The following is an 18248-nucleotide window of genomic DNA, read 5'->3' on the forward strand; positions in this document are numbered from 1 at the left end:
AGGAGCGGTAAGAGCGACGACGTATGTCTCAACCTGTGACGGCAGAACGATCCGGCCGTGGCGCAGGCCTTCGAGACCCCACAAACAATGGCAGAACAGCCGAACTCCTGACGATTTCCCTGTCCACGCCCGCAAGAGCGAGCCACGCTATCAAGTGCAGTTGCGCGCTGTCAGGTAGACCGCTTCCAGACAACAGTGTCTGCCGCAGCGGTATTTGGTGGCGGCACCCCTCGCCGACCTCGGCACTATCAAATAGACGGGCATCGAAGTAGCACGGTCGACCGAAGCGGCCTTCCGTGCGCAGCCCAGGCCGGATGTCGCCGAGTTCGATCAGCGGGCCTCGCCACTCAGGTGGAGGGCGACGGCGCCATGAGTAGTCCCGATCCCCACAACCAGGGGCAAATGTGAGGGACGGCGGCCGACGCGTTGGTGCTCTCCACATTCTCGCGTGGCCTGCGACGGGGGGCGCTCGCTCAAGTAGGCCCGCCGCTTGCTCCTCACCTCACCGCTGGAGCCGCGCACCTACACGGCCTGGCCATCTGTTCCCGGCGGGTCTCGGCGAATGGGTCGTCCGCAGGGTGCAGGCCGGGAGAGCGGCACGCGACTAGGTGGATTGTGTGATGCAATCGTTCACGTCTAGAGTTACTTGCATCACGCTATCGACTTCGAGGAGAGCCTCGTGAAACCGAGCTCCGCACTACTCCGCGCCACCAGGTGGCCTGGGGTGCCCGACCGCCTGGTGGCGCTGCTGGCCGTCCAGCTCCTGTCTGAGCGGAGAGACCGGGAGGGACTGGAGCACTTCTCGGCGCTCAGCGTGGAGCGGCCCGGGTCGGCGCTGCTCCAGAGCCTCACCGGCGTCTTCAGGGCCCGGGTCGACGGGCCGACCAAAGAGGCGCTCGCCGACCTCGACGCCGCGGCCGAACGTGAGCTCGGACTGCCCCACTACTTCCGGGGCACCACGCTGGCGGCCCTTCCCGGGTGCGCAGGCCGGGCCGACACCGCGATCGCCGACCTCGAATTCGTGCTGGCGGTACGCGAGCAGTTCCCGCACGGTTTCCTGCACGCCGTCCAGTGGGCGCTGGCCCGCGCCTACGAGTGCGCCGGCCGGCCGAAGGACGCTCTCGACGCGCGTCTGCGGGTCGGGCACGACCGCGACGTCGCGCTGGTCACCGACTACGTGGCCGACGCCGACCACGGAATCCGCTTCGGGCCGCCCCGTCTGGTGGAGAAGGCCCCCGGAGTGCACGTCGCCCAGGGGTACGACTTCGCCGACTTCGGGTTCGTCGTCACCGGCGAGGGCGTCGTGGCGATCGACGCGGGCAGCGACCCCCGCCACGTGGAGGCCGCCCTGCGGGACCTGCGCGCCGTCACCGACCGGCCGATCACGCACGTGCTCCTGACCCACGCGCACTTCGACCACGTGGGCGGCCTCGACGCGCTCACCGGCGACGGCGTCCAGGTCATCGCCCAGGCCCGCTTCCCCGAGGAGCTCGCGACGCAGGCGGCGAGCCCGCCGCCGTTCCCCTATCTCCTGCCGCACGGCCGGGACCACCGCCTGCGGGCCGTGCCCGACCGGCTGGTCGGCTCAGCCGAGACGCTGACCGTCGGCGGGGTCGAGTTCGGGCTCATCCCGATCAGCGGCGGCGAGAGCGCCGACGGGTTGGTCGTCCATCTGCCCGGCTCGGGCGTGGTGTTCGTGGGGGACATGTGCATGCCCTATCTCGGGGCGCCGTTCTTCGCCGAGGGCTCGGCCGAGGGCCTCTTCGAGGCCATCGAGACCGTTGGTGACCTGCGGCCGGGTCTGCTGATCCACGGGCACACCGGGTTGACGGACAACTTCACGATCGAGGCCCTCCCCGGTCTGTCGGCCGCGCTGCGTGAGCTGCACACCGTCGTCCTGGCGGGGGTCGCGGAGGGGCGCCCGCTCGTCGACCTGCTCGACGCCGATCACCTGCCCGAGGTGCTGCGCGACCACCCCGCGGCGATCAACCCCTACCTGGTGATGCGCGACGGCTTCGTCCAGCGGGTGCACCACCAGGCCACGGGCTACTGGCAGGCCGACGGCGAAGGCGTGGAGCACTTCTCCGCCGCCGAGTGGGCTGTCGCGCTCGACCTGCTGGGCGGCGGCGCCCCGGACGCCTTCACCACAACGGGCGAGAAGCTCTGGGACCGCGGTGAGGCCGCCCTCGCGCTGAAGATCGTCGAGAACGGGCTGCTCCGGCACCCGTCCGAGCCGGCGCTCGCCTCACTGCGGCAGCGGCTGCTGCTGGCGCTCGTCGAACGGAACCAGTTCCTCGATCCGTTCAAGTTCGCCTACTACGCCGGGCTGGCCGGGCTGACGCTGACGCCCGCGGGCTGAGCTCCGGGGCCGGGCTCCATGTCGCAGTCGTACGGTCCGAGCGAACGGCCGCAACGGGCGCAGGTGAGCCCGGGCTGGAGCGACCCGCCGCAGCCCCGGTGCCTGACCAGCAGCGGCGGGCCGTCGGGAGCCCGGTGCCGGTCGCCCCACAGCAGGAACGACATGATGACCGGCCAGAGTTCGAGGCCGGCCGGGGTCACGTGGTATTCGTACCGATCGGGCCGGGTCTGGTAGAGCCGTCGTTCCAGGATGGCGGCCTCACAGAGCTTGCCGAGCCGGTCGGAGAGGATGTTGTGGGCGATGCCGAGGTTCGCCCGGAAGTCCTCGAACCGGCGCGTGCCACGCAGCGCGTCGCGCACGATGAGCAGCGTCCAGCGCTCGCCGACCACTTCGAGCGTGCGGGCGATCGAACAGACCTGGCCTTCGTATGTGCGCGGCAACATGCCTGCATTCTAAGTCCATTGCATCACGCAAGTGATGACTGGACGCTGAGTAGCGCGACCCTCCAGCACGACGCAGCCCGCGAGCAGCAGAAGAGGAGCGGCAATCAGTCCGGGCGGCTCCAGTACCAGGTGCCGCCCGGGTCAGCACGATCAGGACGAAGACCGGGCGGGAGCCCAATGGAAGCGCCGCCGCGCCCTGGTCCTGGGAGGGTCCTGGGTAGTGGCGAGCGAGTGATTCTGACCAGCGAAGACAGCGCTGTTGGTCGGTGATGACCGGCGGCCGTCGAGGTCGAGCAGGCCTGCCCCGCGCGAAGGAGCGTTCGGAGATCCCCCCTGCTCCGCCGTCTTGCTCCGAAGAGGTCAACACCTCTGAGGCTCTGTGCACCTGCCCGGGCTCGCTCCCGATGGGCAGACCGTCCCGGCAGGGACGTGCGTCCGGGGCTGGGTGCCATTCATCGGGACGCTCCCCCTGCGCTGCCGGAACACCCAGCTCCCCGTGCCAGCACTGCGTGAGCAAGACGGTGTCCTGCGCCCACTCCGTCTCGAGGTGCTGGCTTTCGCTCAGCGGGAACTCGACCTCGTGCAGCATGCACCAGAACCGGACATCCCCGACGAACATCACCAGCACCCGGTCATCGGACACGGTCCGGGTCGCGGCGAGCGGCAACATCTCCCTGGGAACGCCCCGCTGACGGGTGTCGAACGCGTCCGACCACACCAGCAGGCTCCGGCATGCGCGAAACGGGTCGCACTCCAGGACGTTCTCCCATGGTCTTGCCATCGTGGGCTCCGTCCCCCGACGGGCCCGGCGGGAGTGCCGAGCATCGTCCGTAGAGGTACACCCGAGCGCCTCCTGCGTAACCTCTCGACCTTCTCGTCTCTGACCTGGACGTACGTGGAGGAAGAGGGCACCAGCGCTCTGCCGCGTGATCCCGTCGGCATCGCCGTCCGGCACCCTGCCATGCCCAGGCTTGATGAGAGCTCGTCGCGTCCGTGTTGCAACGGGACAGGCGTCCGCATCACTTCATCGTCACCGGGCTGCACGGACCTGGCCGGGGGTGCGGATCTCGACGGCGTGGGGCGAGAACTTGGACACCTATGTGTCGTATTCGCCTTCCTCGTCAGCAGGTCCCCCACCGGGGCGGGGGCCTGCTGCGTTCGGCGATTTCCGCGAAATCATCGGCGCCAGATCCGGGCTCCAGGCGAGCAAGGTCCGCCTACCCGCTGGCATCAGGGGTCAGTTCGCCCCGAGCGTGAAGATGTCGACGGCGCCGGTGTAGGAGGTGAAACCGGATGTGAGGCACTGCGTACCGAGCTCGATCGGCGAAGTGGTCGCCCGTCCTGAGAGGCGCATGTTGCCGGCTTCGATGGAGAACCTGTTGGTCTCAATGCGGATGGAGGCCTGGGGTGCCTCGGTCGTGGTGCCGTCGTTCCAGGCGATCTGGAGTCTTCCGTGACCTGCGGTCAGCGGGCCGAGGCAGTTACCCGTGCCGGACGCCACGATCCGGAACACGCCGCCGGTGATCTTCTTGTTCTGCTCGGAGGAGCAGACGCCCAGCTCGCCGTTGCCCGTGATCTGAGAGGTCGCCCTCTTGAAGGTGACGCCGGGGTTCAGTTTCGCGTTGAAGCTTCCGCCGTGGCAGGTGATGGTAACCTCAGCTGCGGCGGTGGCAGGGGCGGCGGGGGTGGCGGACAGTCCGGCGGCGAGGACGAGCACCCCGGCCATGATCAGTGAACGCATGACGGCGACCTTTCGGCAGATGATGTTTCCGCTGCTCATGATCACCGTGCGGGGTGCGCGTCCGGGGTCCGCGGGGATTGGTGTCGTCCTGGAGTTGGTCAATGACGTGCTTGGGCGCCGGCCGCCAACGGCCTGGACGCCGCCGAGCACCTGGTCGCGGTCACCGTCCGCTCCAACCGGCAAAAGCCGATCGCGACCCCGCCGAATGGCACCCGATCGAACAGGTCCGCTGCCGCTACATCGCCGAATGGGCCGCAGTGAAACGCCGCTGGGGCCTGGCCGCCGACACGCAGGAGAAGGACACCTTGACCTCCATCGCGGCCACCTGCCCCAACGCGCCGATCCCGTCCACCCGCTCCCCACGCAAACCAACCAGCGGTAGTCGGCCGGGAAGCCGACGAACTCGGCATGGGCACTCCCCCCGCCCGCCAATTATGTCCATGCGTGCGAGGTGCGCGCGGGCCGCTCTCGCCGAGCCGGGACAGCGCAGACGGCAAGGCGGAGGGGAAGGCAGAAGGACCAATCTCGGACGGAAAACGATAATGCGCTGCCCGCTATCGACCGATCCTTTCCTGTTTGTGAATTCCCCGACGCACGCGTTCCTGACGACCGTGGTGGTCGTCATCGTCGTGGCAGGACTTGCGATCCTCTGACCGCGACGTGCGCTGGAGGGGGCCGGGTGAGGGGCGTCAGGTCGGAAAAAGGGTCTTCCGGAAGGCCGGACAGGTGGTGAAATCGTCGTGCGTGCAGCGCAGGCCGCCCTCCAGGAAGTCGACCGTGGCCTGGATCTCGGCGATCCGCCGCTTGAGGTCGTCCTGGTGCCGCTTGATGATCGCCTTCCGGTCGGGCGGCGCCGCGAAGAGCGCCCGGATGTCCGGCAACGACAACCCCGCCTGCCGTGCCCGGACGATGACCGCCACCCGGAACCGGTCGTCGTCGCCGTACCGCCGCCGCCCGCCGGAGTCCCGCGCCGGCCGCAGCAGCCCTTCCGACTCCCAGTGCCGCAACACGTGGGTGGCCAGCCCGAACTCCCCGGCCAGCGTCCCGATCGCCACGCTTGACTTCATGCCGACATTAAGTCGCAGGATGTCCGGCATGTCGAACACCGAGGTCATCGCCCTCCTGGACGAGATAGAGAAACACCCCGACGCGATCCGCGTGCGGCGGCGCACCTACGAGCCACTGGAGCGGGCCGCGAGGATCGTCGACGTCGGCTGCGGCGGCGGCCGGGCGGTCCACGAACTGGGCGCCCGCGCCATCGGCGTCGACCACGACCCGGCCACGATCGCCGTAGCCCGCACCCGCTACCCCGACGCCCGCTTCCGCGTCGCCGACGCCCATGCCCTCCCCTTCCCCGACGCGAGCCTCGACGGCTACCGCGCCGAACGAGTGCTCCACACCCTCGACGCCCCGAGGGCGCTGGCCGAGGCCCGGCGGGTGCTCCGCCCCGGCGGACGGCTGGTCGTGGCCGGCCACGACTGGGACCTGTTCGCCGTCGACTCCGACATGCCCGAGGTCACCCGCCGCGTCGTGCCCGCCCGCGCCGACCAGATCCCCGACCCGAGGGCCGCCCGCAAGACCCACCACCTGCTGCGCGAAGCCGGATTCACCGACGTCGCCACCGAGCTCCTCGGCACCGTCTTCACCGGCCCCGAGGGCCTGCCGGCGGTGTTGAACCTGGCCAAAGGGCAGGAGGGCGAGGAGATCACCGCCTGGCGCGACGACCAGCGCCGGAGGGCGGCGGAGGGCCGCCTGTTCCTGGCCGTCCCCGTTTTCGTCACCACGGCCCAGGTGATCGCATGAGCCCATGCGACGCCGACTTCACGTGGGCACCGGTCTCGGCCAGGACCGACGCGCCGTGCAGACCGAGGCGACCCGCCGGATGTGCGCGACCAGCAGGGGGTTGTCGGCGGTGTCCTGGCAGCCGATCCCCCGACGGTGATCAGGTGCCGAGCGGGCCGGTCTCGTGTTCGACGAGCTCGCCTACTTCGACCGCGAGCAGTTGGGCACGGGTGTAAGCGGCCATTCTGCTCCACTCCAGTTTCTGATCCGGGTGGCCGCCTTCCTCACCGGGCTCGTCGCGCTCAGCCGGTGCGGCGACGACGACGGCCGGCAGGATGGCGTCAGAGGAGGTCGGCGAGCATGAGGCGGGCCCGCTGCGCCGCCGGACGCACGGCGCCTTCCCGTGCCGCGACTTCTAGGAGGGAAACTCGAACAGTTCCAGCTGGATTCCGTCGGGATCCCGCAGGTAGAGGATCTTCGTCCCGGCCAGCGCTCCCGCCTCCACGCCCTCGCCGTCCCGCAGCAGCGCCGGGTCCGCGTTGACGTGCACACCTCGCTCCAGCAGGTCGCGGTGGGCCGCGTCGAGGTCGTCGACCTCGAAGCAGAGGTGCATGACCCCGACGTCGCAGTTGCGGCCCGCGAAGGGCATCGGTCTCGGGCTGTCGTACTGGATGAGTTCCAGCAGGACGTTGTCGCCGGCCAGGAGGAACGACGCCCGCATCGACGGGTTCTCGACCTCCACGACCGCGCCGAGCGCCGGATTCGCGGCCGCGATCGTGACGCCGTTCGGCGCGATGCCGAGGACGTCCTCGTACCACTTCACGGATCGCGCGAGATCACTGACCGGTACCCCGATGTGGTTCATCCTGGTCACTCTGTTCATGATCCGACTATGCATGGACGATCCGCGCGGGTGAAAGGCACACGTTTTCCGCGTATCACGGGTACCACCCTGTTCGGGTGACCGGCGAAGGACACCGTGGTACGCCGGTGAACGATGATGGATCATGTGGTCCATGAACGAACTCGGCGCCGTTCTGCGGGCGTGGCGGGACCGCATGGACCCGGCCGCGATCGATCTCGCGGACGCCTCGCCGCGCCGTGTGGCCGGTCTGCGGCGCGGCGAACTGGCGACGCTGGCCGGGATCTCCGTCGAGTACGTGGCGCGCCTGGAACAGGGCCGGGCCGCGACGCCGTCCGCGCAGGTCTGCGCCTCCCTGGCCCGCGCGTTACGACTGTCGGACGACGAGGAGGCGCATCTGATGCGCCTGGCCGGCCTGGCCGCGAACCCGGGCCGGATTCCCGGTCTCATCCCCGGCAGTCTGCATCGTGTCATCGACCAGCTCGACGGCACGCCACTAGCCGTCTACGACGCCGCGTGGCGGCTCCTGCATTGGAACCGGTTGTTCGCGGCGACCTTCGGTGATCCTGCCGGCGCGAGCGCCGACGACCGCAATGCGATGATCGTCCAGTTCGAGTCCCGCAACCCCCGGGTCCGGCAGACCGACGCCGAGCGCGCGTACTTCGAGCAGTCTCTGGTGGCCGACCTGCGCGCCACCGGCGCCCGCTATCCGGATGACCCCGACGTGGCGGCGCTGATCTCCCGGCTGGCCGGAAACGACCGCTTCCGCCGCCTGTGGGCGCTGGGGGACGTGGCCGTCCACGAGAGTGCCCACAAGACGGCCGTCCACCCCGACGTGGGCGCGATTCCCCTGGACACCTCCGTCCTGACCACCCAGACCACTGACCTCCGGCTCGTCGTCCTGACGCCCCGTCCGGGCACGGACGCCCGCGAGAAGCTGGACCGGCTGGCCGGTCTGGAGCACACCGCGTCATAGCGGCTCACCCTCTGGCCCCGGCGCGCTGACACCCGACCGCCTGCGCCATCCGCCTGCACGGCGAATCTACGCAATTTTCACCGATGCGACGACACCGGCCGAGACGGAATGGTGTCGGCCACGGAACGTCGCACCGCACCGGCCTCGACGACATCGCCTTCCTGCACGACTTTCACGTCCACGACGTGCGATTCCGGACGCCGATCGACTCCGCTCGCCGGCCGGTGAGCGGTGACATACCGAGAACAAGGATGGACATGCAGCTCTCCAACTCGGCACGTTGGCCCGTCGCGAGGATCGCCGCGGTGGCCGTGGGATTCGCGGCCGTCGTCACCGGCTGCGGACCCGGCGACGACGCGTCGCGTGCCAGGTCGAGTGCCGCCGCACCCGCCGCCGAGTCGCCGGCGGGCTCCTCGGCTGAGTCCTCGGCCGGGTCTTCGGTCAAGGCCGCACCGGGCAAGGGCGAGACGTGCGACGGGATGGGCATCGACCTTGAGGCACCCGTCACGAGCTCCTCGGAAATCGTGATCAACGCGCCCCTGCGGAAGGTCTGGGAGACCCACGTCGACGTGGAGGGCTGGGCGGGCTGGCAGAAGGCGATCGCGACCATCGAGCGCCTCGACCCGGGCCCTCTGTCCGACACGTCGAGGTTCCGGTGGACGACGCCGGTCCCCGAGTCGAAGTTCTCTCCGGCGGACACCCTGTCGATCACGTCGAGCGTCAAGGGGCTGGAGGAGGGCGAGTGCGTGATCTGGCAGGGCCCGGCGATCGGTAAGGCGATCTCCATCGAGAAGGGCGTCCACCTGTGGAAGTTCACCGAGAAGGACGGCGTCACCCACGTGCACACGGAGGAGTCCTGGGAGGCCGCCTTCCTGGACTCGCTGAAGGGGCCCGACTTCGACGCCGTCGCCGCCATGCTCGGCGGTGGGCTGGACCTGTGGCTCCAGGACCTCAAGGCCAAGGTCGAGGGTTCGACGGCCGGGAACTGACAGCGAGAATCATCCGCAGTGGAATCGCCTCGTTAGGGTACCCACTGTGCGGACACGGGTTCCCCCTCACGGTCGGTTGTTCGGCAGGCGTCACGAGACGCGGCGCCTCGACGATCTGACCGGCGCGGCGAAAAGGGGAAACGGCGGCGCGCTGGTCCTGCGCGGTGAGGCGGGCATCGGCAAGAGCGCCCTGCTGCGGCACGTGGAAGAGGCGGCGACCGGGTTCCACGTCGTACGCGCGTCGGGGGTCGAGTTCGAGGCGGAGCTGCCGTTCGCCGCGCTGCACCAGTTGTGCCAGCCCGTGTTGCGGCACCTTCCCGAACTGCCCGCGCAGCACGGCCAGGCGGTCAGGGTCGCGTTCGGAATGGCGACCGGAACACCGGATGTGTTCCGGATCGGGCTGGCGGTGCTGGGACTGCTGACGGCGGCGGCCAGGGAACGCCCGGTGTTGTGCGTCGTCGACGACGCGCAATGGCTGGACGCGGCCTCGACGGAGGCCCTGGCGTTCCTGGCCCGGCGTGTCTCCGTCGAACCGGTGGCCGTGGTGCTCGCGGTCCGGGCGCCGGGCCCGGCGAGCGGGCTCGACGTCCTGCCGGGGCTGACCGTCGAGGGGCTCGGCGACACCGACGCGCGGGCCCTGCTCGCGGCGCAGAGCCACGAGACGCTCGACGAGCAGGTTCGTGACCGGCTCGTCGCCGAGGCGCGCGGCAACCCTCTGGCGCTGCTCGCCCTGCCGAGGGCCGGCGGGTTCGCCCTGCCGGGGAGCGCGTCGGTGCCGTCCCGCATCGAGCACGGGTACCACACCGCGCTGGCCGCCCTGCCGGCGCAGGCGCGGCTGCTGCTCACGATCGCGGGTGCCGACCCGACCGGCGACCCCGGGTTGTTGTGGCCCGCCGCGGATCTGGCCGGCATCTCCGCCGCCGCGGCGTCGGCCGCCGCCACCACGGGTCTGATCCACTTCGGCACCCGGGTGCGCTTCCACCATCCGCTCGCGCGGATCGCGGCGTACACGGGAGCGGAGCCCTCCGAGCGGCTGCTCGCGCACCGGGTCCTCGCCGAGGTCACCGACGAGGTGGCCGACCCCGACCGGCGCGCCTGGCACCGCGCCCAGGCCGCCGCCGCGCCGGACGACGACGTCGCCGCCGAACTGGCGCGGTCGGCGTCCCGCGCGCAGGGGCGGGGCGGCATCGTCGCGGCGGCCGCGTTCCTCGACCGCGCCGCCGAACTGACTCTCGACCCCGCCCGGCGGATCACGCGGACCCTCGCGGCGGCGCGCGCGCACGTCGAGGCGGGCGCCGCCGACCGGGCCGTCGACCTGATCAGGACGTCCGAGCGCGCGGGCCTCGACGAGTTCCAGCAGGCGGAGGCCGACCTGTTACGCGGCCGGATGGCCTTCGCCCGGGTGGACGACGGCACCGGACCGGCGCACATGCTGCGGGCCGCGCGACGGCTCGCGCCGCTGGACCCCGTCCGCGCCCGTGCGTGCTGCCTGGCGGCGCTGGAGATGAGCCTGCTGGTCGGCCGCGCGACCGGGGTGCTGGAGATGGTCCTGGCCGAGGTGGAGTCCTTCCCCTCTCGTGACCCGAAGTCCCCCGACGTGCTCGACGCGCTGACCACGCTGCGGTCGGACGGGCACCAGGCGGCCGTGCCGCTGCTCCGGGAGGTGCTCGACGGCGCCGCGGGTCCGCTGTGGACCCGCCAGCCCGCGCTCGCGGTCATGCTCGCCGGTGAGTTGTGGGACCCGGACGTGCACGCGCGGCTGGTGGAATGGCTGGTGAGGAACGGCCGGGAGTCGGGGACACCGCTCGTGCTGCGGCTCGGCCTCGGCCAGACCGCCGCCGCCTCGGTGCTGGCTGGCGACCTCGACCGGGCGATGGGCGCCATCGCCGAGGAGGAGGCCATCGCCGACGCGACCGGCGGGCCGCCGACCGTCTACCACCGGTTGCAACTGGCCGCGATGCGCGGACGCCGCGCGGAGGCGGCCCCCCTCTTCGCCGACGCCGCCGCACTGGCGTCCACCTCGGGCCACCTGGTCGCCAACGTGCACTGGGCGAGCGCCGTCCTGCACAACGGGCTCGCCGACTACCCGAAGGCGCTCGCCGCCGCCCGGTTGGCGACCGCCGGCGGGGACCTCTTCCTCGGCGGGTTCTCCCTGCCGGAACTGGTGGAGGGAGCCGTCCGATGCGGTGAACGCGAGACAGCCGTCACCGCCCTCGCGTTGCTGACCGAACGCACACAGGCCAGCGGAACCCCGACCGGCCGGGGGATCGCAGCCTACGCACGGGGTCTGGTCACCGGGCTGGAGGACGACTACCGGGAGGCGATCGAGCTTCTCGCGAACAGCCCGCTGCTGCCGTACCGGGCCCGGGCGCACCTGCTGTACGGCGAATGGTTACGCCGCGCCGGCCGCAGGCAGGACTGCCGGCCGCACCTGCGCACGGCGCACGAACTGCTGTCCACCGCGGGGCTGGAGGCGTTCGCCCGCCGCGCCGCCGACGAGCTGCGCGCCACGGGCGAGACCGCACGCGACCGCTCCGGCCACGCCCGCGACCAGCTCACCATGCAGGAGCTGCACATCGCCCGGCTGGTCGCCGAGGGCGCCACCTCGAAGGAGGCCGCCGCCCGGCTGTTCATCAGCCCGCGTACCGTCGACGCCCACTTGCGCAACGTCTTCCGGAAACTGGGGATCACCTCCCGCAGGCAGCTCAAGGAGGTGCCGGGACTGCGACCGGCCACGTAGGCACGTGCGCTCACCTCGCCTCAGCCCGTTGGACGGGAGACGGCGCCTCCCCCGGTGATCTCGGCGAAACGGTGCTCCAGGGCAGCGAGCCGGTTGGTGATGGGGTGGCTGTGCAGGATTTCGGCGGCCCGGTCGGCCTCATCATGGTCCATGACGATGGTCCCCAGCGGCACGTCGAGATCGGCGGAGCCGTAGATGAGGAGCTGCCGGCGGCGTCCACCAGCACGCGATCGCGCCGGCCTGGCGGCGCAAATGCGCCGACGCCCTGGCCACCTTGGCTGCCTACGCTCAGGCCAAACGGCGCATCCTGGCCTAGGGTCACCTGTCGGACCCTGCTGGCCTTCACCCGCTCCAGCAGTCCGGGCGCGTGGATCAGTGCAAACGTCCTCGCTCTGACCGAATCCGAGCAGACCCTCGCCAACACCTTCTCCGTCCGCCCCTCAGACCGACCCGTCGGTGGCGGTGTCCGCCGCGTTCACTGCGTGCCCTCCGATGCTGGATGTCTGACGGCAGAACGGGGCCAGCAGGTCGGCCAAGGCTTGTTCTGCACCCCGCAGGGCCTGCTCCGCCGCCCGCCCGATCATGTCCGCCTCCCTGGCGGACAGAGGCATGGTGAAGGCATAGCCGCCGTGTTGTTCCACCAGCTCCGCCAGCGAAGGAACCGGGCACTCGGGCGAACGGTGTTCGGCGATGTACGGATGCGTCTGCGGCGAATACACCTCCGCGAACGTCGACACTCTCATGCCGTCACCATAACCTTGGGCCCAAGTCGCACCCCGAGATGCTGAGGCGTCGGTGGATACCGGCAGAACACATCGTCAATCGCGAGGCTGCGCCGGCATCTGCAGCGGGACACCGACCCGGTTGAAGGCGTTCATCAGAGCCACCTGGACGACCAGCGCGCCGAGTTCCTCGTCGGTCATGAGGTCGCGGACGCCGGCCCAGACCTCGTCGCTGACGCCGTGCGGGGTCAGCGACGTTGCGGCCTCGGTGTACTCAAGCGCCGCCCGCTCCGCCGGGGTGAACAGCGCCGATTCGCGCCACGCGGACAGCTGGATGATGCGGTTCACCGATTCGCCCTGCTCCAATGCATCGTGGCTGTGCAGGTCGATGCAGTGCACGCAGTGGTTGATCTGCGACGTACGCAGCTTGACCAGCTCGCGGATGGTCGGATCGAGTGGCGAGGTGAGAATGGCCTGGTCCGCGGCGTAGAGCGCCTTGGCGGCCTTCGGGGCGGCCGTCCGCAGGTCGAGGCGGGGCTTACCGGCGTGCACGTGGGTGGTCATGATTTTTCTCCTTCAGGCGTGGATATCGCGTTGTCGAGCCAGGCGTGCGCGGCTGACCAGTCGTCGAAGACACGATGGTGAAAGGGGTGTCCGACTCGGCGACGAGCCTTTCCTGCGCGGCCTTGGCGTCCAGGTAGCCCGGGTGCGAGAGCCGGTCTACACCGACGATCGACAGCACCACATGGTGTCGCACCCCGGCTTCCCGCCCGGCGTTCAGCAGGGTGCGGGTCGAGGTGGTGAAGAAGTCGAGGATGGGCTCGGGTTCGAAGATCACTTTGTGGGTCACGTCGACAGCGCGTCGGCGACGCCGCGGCCACTGATCGTGTCCACGCCGGTTCCGGGCCGAGCCGCTGCAGCGACTTGACGACTTTCGACCCAACGACGATGCGCATGCCCCACTCCCAAATTCGGATAACTCTTGTCCGAGATTCTATTCGGACAAAAGTTATCCGAGTCAAGTAGGCTGGGCGAATGAAGATGTCAGGCGGGGTCGAGTGGGGCTTGCACTGCTGCGTCGCGCTCAGTGGGGCGGGCGCGCCGGTGACGGCGGCCAAGCTCGCCGAGCTGCATGACGTCTCGCAGAGCTATCTGGCCAAACAGCTACAACTGTTGTCCCGCGCAGGCCTTGTGCGCTCGACGCTGGGCCAGTCCGGCGGCTATGTGCTGACTCGGGCTGCGAATGAGATCACGCTGCTGGACGTGGTCGAGGCGATCGACGGCGTCCAGCCGGCGTTCCGGTGTACGGAAGTGCGTCAGCGGGGCCCACTGGCCGTGCCGGCGGAGCGGTGTGACACCCCCTGCCCGATCGCCCGCGCGATGGATTCCGCCGACCGCGCCTGGCGGGAGTCGCTGCGCGCGGTCACCATTGCCGACCTGATCGCCGACGTCAACCGTACGACGCCACCTGAGATACTCGCGGGGGCCCGGGAGTGGCTGCGCGCCTGACGAGCCTTCCACGGCCGTCGGTGTTACCTCCGGCCGAGGCCAGCCGGTCGACGCCACAGCGGGGACGAGGACGGGGTCCGCCGTGGAGGAGGCATTTCAGGCTGACCACCACCAGGTTCGTGTCCATCGCGCCTGGTACCACCACAGCACACCGGCCATGCTCGCGCCGGCCGATTGAGAAGTGCGGCATCCCATCAGGGCGGCGTTCGCCAGCTGGAGTCCTGGTCATGAACTGACGTGACCAGGACTTTCGTTTCGCCGGATGGCAGATCAACCGCAGTCCGAGACGCCCGGCGGCGGGCTCGCCATGGTGCTTTCGCTGGAGATTTCGCATGAAGTGCGCCCGCCTCTGGACGATCTACAGCAGGGTGTGGTTGGGTCTCGCGCGTCGGCGAGGTCGGGATCACAGCGGAGGCGGTCATGGGCAGGCCGGAACGTCCGCTCGACCCGGAGGCGGGGCCGGTGCAGGCCCTCGCCTGGCACCTGCGCCAGCTGCGCGACAGGACAGGGCGCATGAGCTACCGGCGGCTCGCCCAGCTGGCCCACTACTCGGCGAGCACGCTGGCGGACGCCGCCAAGGGCGACCGCCTGCCGTCCCTGGAGGTGACCCTCGCCTATGTGCGGGCGCTCGGCGGGGACGAGGCCGAGTGGCGGGCCCGTTGGCAGGCGGCCGCCGAGAGCGACGACCACCCGGACTGGCCACCCGAGACGCCGTGCCCCTACCAAGGGCTGATGGCCTTCGAACCGGAGCACGGCGAGTGGTTCTTCGGCCGGGACCAGCCGGCCGCGCGCCTGCGCGAGCTGGCCGGGCGGCTGCCGGTGGTCGGCGTGTTCGGCGGCTCCGGGAGCGGCAAGTCGTCGTTGCTGCGGGCGGGCCTGCTGGGCGCGCTGGCCGGGGACGCCCGGTGGCGGACCATGCTCACCACCCCCACCGCGCACCCGCTGGACGCGTTGTCCGGCCAGGTCGCGAAATTGTCTGGAAAGGAAGTCCAGCAGCTCAGGGAGGACCCGGCCGCGCTGGACATCGCCGTGCGCGGCGCGCTGGCGGGAGCCTCGGAGGACACCCGGGCGCTGCTGGTGGTGGACCAGTTCGAGGAGACGTTCACGCTCTGCCCTGACGAGCAGGAGCGCCGCCAGTTCGTGGACGCGCTGCTCGACCTGGCCATCGGGCCGGGGCGGCGGACCACCGTGGTGATCGGCGTGCGGGCCGACTTCATCGGGCACCTGGATCCACGCCTGATCGCGGCGCTGAGCGGGGAGGCGCAACTGCTCGTCGGGCCGCCCACCGCCGCCGAGCTGCGCGAGATCGTGCTGCGCCCGGCCGCCAGAGCCGGGCTCACCGTCGACCCCGACCTGCTGGCCACCGTGCTGGCCGACACCGCCACCGAGCCGGGCGCGCTGCCCCTGCTCTCGCACGCCCTCCAGGAGACGTGGCGCCATCGGGCAGGCGACCGGCTGTCGCTCGCCGCGTACCAGAAGATCGGCGGGGTGCGCGGGGCGATCGCGCAGACCGCCGAGCGGGTGTACGCGGAGATGGACGTGCCGCGGCAGCACTTCGTGCGGCGGATCTTCGTGCGGCTGACCGCACTGGGGGAAGGCACCGAAGACACCCGCCGCCCGGTCGCCCTGGCCGAGCTGGAGGGCGTGGGCGACCAGGCCGTGCTCGACCGGCTGGCCGCCGCGCGGCTGGTGGTGGTCGGCGAGGAGTCGGCGGAGGTGGCGCACGAGGCGCTGATCCGGGCCTGGCCTCGGCTGCACCGCTGGCTCACCGACGATCGGGCCAACCTGCTCACCCACCGCAGGCTCACCGACGCCGCGCACCGGTGGCAGGACCTGCGCCGCGACTCCGGCGCGCTCTACCGGGGGGCGCAGCTGGCCGTGGCCGGGGCCTGGGCGGAGGAGAACCCCGCCGAACTGAACCCGCTCGAATCGGACTTCCTGCAAGCCAGCCGAGGTCTGGAACGGCGCAGGGCGCGGCTGCTGACCAGGGTGGCCGGGGTGATGGCCGTGCTGCTGGTGGCCGCGCTGGCGGCGGGCGGGACGGCACTCCAGCAGGGACGCGAGGCCGGGCGCCAGCAGCGCATCGCCGTCTCGCACCAGGTCTCGCTGAAGGCCCTTGAGCTGCTGGACACCGATGCCGACCTGGCCGGGCTGCTCGCCGTCATCGCGTACCGGCTGAATCCGGACGCCGAGACCAAAGGCGGCGTGATCAGCGCGGCCGCGGCCGCGCGGCGGCGGATCGAGCTGAACGCCGGGGGCCCCGGCGTCTACGACGTGGCGCAGGACCCGAGCGGCACACTGCTGGCCGCTGCCGGAGCCGACGGTGTGGTGACCCTCTGGGACCCCGCCCGGCGCGCCGCCGTCCGGACCTTCACCGAGCACGTCCAGCCGGGTAAGGCCGTCCTCGCCCGTCGCGTCGCCTACAGCGGCGACGGCGGCCTGCTCGCCTCGTTCGGCCGCGAGCAGGGCCCGGCGCAGACGGGCCTGGTGGTGGTACGGGAGCCGAGCACCGGCCGTGAAGTGTTCCGATTGTCCGGGGACCGGATGACCAACGCCATGGCGATCAGCCCCGACGGCGTCCGGCTGGCCTTCGGCACCCTCAACGCCGAGATCGAGGTGTGGAACCTGAGGGACGACACCCACCAGGTGCTCACCGGACACCGCGACCCGGTCGGCTGGCTCGCGTTCAGCCAGGACGGCAGGTTGCTGGTGTCCACCTCCGGCACGGAGGAACGGCCGATCGTCTGGGACGTCGCCACCGGGGACAAGCGGGGGACGATCCCGGCGACGTCCGTGCACCGGGTGGTGTTCGGGAGCGGCCACCTGCTGGTCACCGCCTCCGACCGCCTCGGTGTGCACCTGTGGGACCTGGACCGGAACGTCGAGGTCAACGCGCTGCCCAAGTTGTCGCCGTGGGCGTGGGACGTCTCCGCGCCGACGGGCGACCGGATCGCGCTGGCCGACGAGAACGGCTCGATCACGATCTGGGACCACGCGAAGAACGAGCTGCTCGCGACCTACCAGGACCGGACCAGGGCCGAGACGCTGAGCCTGAGCCTGAGCAGGGACGGGCGGAGGCTGGTCTCGGCCGGGCTCGGCGGCGTGATCGTGGTACGCGAGCCGGCTTTGCCGCCGTTCAGCGGCCACAGCGCCGCCGTCAACGCGGTCGAGACCAGCCCGGACGGCGCGCTCATCGCCTCGGCGGGCAGTGACAGGACCGTCAGGCTCTGGGACGGCGCGGGCAACCAGCTCGACCGGCTGGACGGCCATCCCGACCATGTGGAGGCCATCGCCTTCAGCCAGGACGGGCGCAGGCTCGCCGCCGTGACCCGCGACCACCACGTGGTGCTCTGGGACCTGACCACCCGTAAGAAGCTCGTCACCCTGGCCTACGACGGGATGGGCGCCTCCACCGACGTCGCCTATCATCCGGACGGCGGAAGCCTGGTGACCGCCGCCCTGGGCTGGCACCGGTTCACGATCGACCCCGCCGGGAAGGGCGCGGAGTCGCCGTTCCTCCCCTTGGTCGCCACCGGGGTGGCGTACGCGCCGGACGGGCGGATGGTGGTGGCGACGAGCGGCTCCGGATTCCTGACCGGGTGGCCCCTGACCGGGCCGGACCTGGCCACCGAGACGCCCCGCTACCGGATCAAGACCGGACAGATCTCGGTCCTGGACGTGGCCTACAGCCCGGACGGGAAGGTGATCGCGACCGGAGGCGCCGACCGCACGGTGAAGTTGTGGGACGCGGCGACCGGCGCGGCCCTCGGCACGCTGCCCGGACATGCGGGGACGGTCGAGGTGGTGGCGTTCAGCCGGGACGGGCGGTGGCTGGCGTCGGCCGGGTCCGACCGCACGATCATCGTCAGGAATCTCCGGACCAGGGAGCCGGTGGCGGTGCTGAGCGGGCACGGGGCGCCGGTGCAGGGGCTGACGTTCACCGCCGACGGCGACCTGGTGTCCGGCGGGAACGACAGCCGGATCATCCGGTGGGCGCTCGATCCGGAGCGGGCCGCGGCGCGGATCTGCCGTGAGGTCGGGCACGGGCTCAGCCCGGCCCAGTGGGCGGACTACCTGGGCTCCACGCCGTACCAGGCGATCTGCGATTGACCGGAGTTGATTGTC

General features: G+C 70.9%; 17 protein-coding genes. 9 read left to right on the forward strand and 8 right to left on the reverse strand.

The genetic code is table 11. The features are described 5' to 3' along the window. Positions 1–679: 679 nt before the first annotated feature. Entirely contained in the window at positions 680–2359 is a 1680-nt protein-coding gene (locus AW270_RS24930) for an MBL fold metallo-hydrolase (RefSeq protein ID WP_169807374.1), read from the forward strand. Here the strand turns inward: AW270_RS24930 and AW270_RS24935 are convergent. From AW270_RS24935 to AW270_RS24945, 3 genes are all read right to left on the reverse strand, one after another. Continuing rightward, positions 2317–2802 (reverse strand): winged helix-turn-helix transcriptional regulator, encoded by a 486-nt coding sequence (locus tag AW270_RS24935; RefSeq protein ID WP_061297997.1) that lies wholly within the window; start codon positions 2800–2802, stop codon positions 2317–2319. The two genes, AW270_RS24930 and AW270_RS24935, sit on opposite strands and share 43 nt — an antisense overlap. A 1237-nt stretch (positions 2803–4039) precedes the next feature. Continuing rightward, a complete protein-coding gene (locus AW270_RS24940) occupies positions 4040–4543 on the reverse strand; it encodes a hypothetical protein (protein ID WP_157522554.1) in 504 nt (167 codons plus the stop codon). Between the two features lie 689 nt (positions 4544–5232). Further along, positions 5233–5610: a helix-turn-helix domain-containing protein gene (locus tag AW270_RS24945; RefSeq protein WP_061298001.1), complete on the reverse strand. Its 378-nt coding sequence runs from the start codon at positions 5608–5610 to the stop codon at positions 5233–5235. Between the two features lie 28 nt (positions 5611–5638). On the opposite strand from AW270_RS24945, the gene AW270_RS24950 reads away from it, so the two are divergent. From AW270_RS24950 to AW270_RS39025, 3 genes are read left to right on the forward strand one after another with little or no spacing between them, the layout of a single operon-like run. Continuing rightward, a complete protein-coding gene (locus AW270_RS24950) occupies positions 5639–6346 on the forward strand; it encodes a methyltransferase domain-containing protein (protein WP_061298003.1) in 708 nt (235 codons plus the stop codon). 4 nt (positions 6347–6350) lie between these two features. After that, on the forward strand, positions 6351–6485 hold the full coding sequence (locus tag AW270_RS41870) for a hypothetical protein (RefSeq protein ID WP_275477773.1): 135 nt from the start codon (positions 6351–6353) through the stop codon (positions 6483–6485). A gap of 24 nt (positions 6486–6509) precedes the next feature. Continuing rightward, on the forward strand, positions 6510–6689 hold the full coding sequence (locus AW270_RS39025) for a hypothetical protein (protein ID WP_157522557.1): 180 nt from the start codon (positions 6510–6512) through the stop codon (positions 6687–6689). Between the two features lie 51 nt (positions 6690–6740). Here the strand turns inward: AW270_RS39025 and AW270_RS24955 are convergent, their stop codons facing one another. Further along, positions 6741–7208 carry a VOC family protein gene (locus AW270_RS24955; RefSeq protein ID WP_169807375.1) on the reverse strand — a complete coding sequence of 156 codons (468 nt, stop codon included), beginning with the start codon at positions 7206–7208 and terminating at the stop codon, positions 6741–6743. 133 nt (positions 7209–7341) lie between these two features. On the opposite strand from AW270_RS24955, the gene AW270_RS24960 reads away from it, so the two are divergent. The 3 genes from AW270_RS24960 to AW270_RS24970 all read left to right on the forward strand — a co-directional run bounded on the left by AW270_RS24960 (position 7342) and on the right by AW270_RS24970 (position 11892). Then, positions 7342–8163 carry a helix-turn-helix transcriptional regulator gene (locus AW270_RS24960; protein ID WP_061298415.1) on the forward strand — a complete coding sequence of 274 codons (822 nt, stop codon included), beginning with the start codon at positions 7342–7344 and terminating at the stop codon, positions 8161–8163. Positions 8164–8420: 257 nt separating this feature from the next. Continuing rightward, positions 8421–9152 (forward strand): SRPBCC family protein, encoded by a 732-nt coding sequence (locus AW270_RS24965; RefSeq protein ID WP_061298007.1) that lies wholly within the window; start codon positions 8421–8423, stop codon positions 9150–9152. A gap of 46 nt (positions 9153–9198) precedes the next feature. Further along, entirely contained in the window at positions 9199–11892 is a 2694-nt protein-coding gene (locus AW270_RS24970; protein ID WP_061298008.1) for an AAA family ATPase, read from the forward strand. Between the two features lie 20 nt (positions 11893–11912). Here AW270_RS24970 and AW270_RS41875 read toward each other — a convergent pair whose 3' ends face one another. The 4 genes from AW270_RS41875 to AW270_RS24990 form a co-directional block, all read right to left on the reverse strand. Beyond that, a complete protein-coding gene (locus tag AW270_RS41875) occupies positions 11913–12044 on the reverse strand; it encodes a hypothetical protein (protein ID WP_275477774.1) in 132 nt (43 codons plus the stop codon). A gap of 288 nt (positions 12045–12332) precedes the next feature. Beyond that, the gene (locus AW270_RS24980) at positions 12333–12635 is read right to left on the reverse strand and encodes a hypothetical protein (RefSeq protein WP_157522560.1); all 303 of its coding nucleotides are present in this window, start codon (positions 12633–12635) and stop codon (positions 12333–12335) included. Between the two features lie 75 nt (positions 12636–12710). Beyond that, positions 12711–13178: a carboxymuconolactone decarboxylase family protein gene (locus tag AW270_RS24985; protein ID WP_061298014.1), complete on the reverse strand. Its 468-nt coding sequence runs from the start codon at positions 13176–13178 to the stop codon at positions 12711–12713. Continuing rightward, the gene (locus tag AW270_RS24990; protein WP_061298016.1) at positions 13153–13464 is read right to left on the reverse strand and encodes an SDR family oxidoreductase; all 312 of its coding nucleotides are present in this window, start codon (positions 13462–13464) and stop codon (positions 13153–13155) included. Before AW270_RS24990 ends, AW270_RS24985 begins: the two co-directional genes overlap by 26 nt. Before the next feature lie 185 nt (positions 13465–13649). On the opposite strand from AW270_RS24990, the gene AW270_RS24995 reads away from it, so the two are divergent. Further along, positions 13650–14123 carry an RrF2 family transcriptional regulator gene (locus AW270_RS24995; protein WP_061298018.1) on the forward strand — a complete coding sequence of 158 codons (474 nt, stop codon included), beginning with the start codon at positions 13650–13652 and terminating at the stop codon, positions 14121–14123. A gap of 420 nt (positions 14124–14543) precedes the next feature. Next, entirely contained in the window at positions 14544–18233 is a 3690-nt protein-coding gene (locus AW270_RS25000; RefSeq protein ID WP_061298020.1) for an nSTAND1 domain-containing NTPase, read from the forward strand. The last annotated feature ends 15 nt before the right edge of the window (positions 18234–18248 follow it).

Origin of the sequence: Herbidospora cretacea (genome assembly GCF_001570605.1) — a bacterium.
Taxonomy (GTDB): Bacteria; Actinomycetota; Actinomycetes; order Streptosporangiales; family Streptosporangiaceae; genus Herbidospora; species Herbidospora cretacea.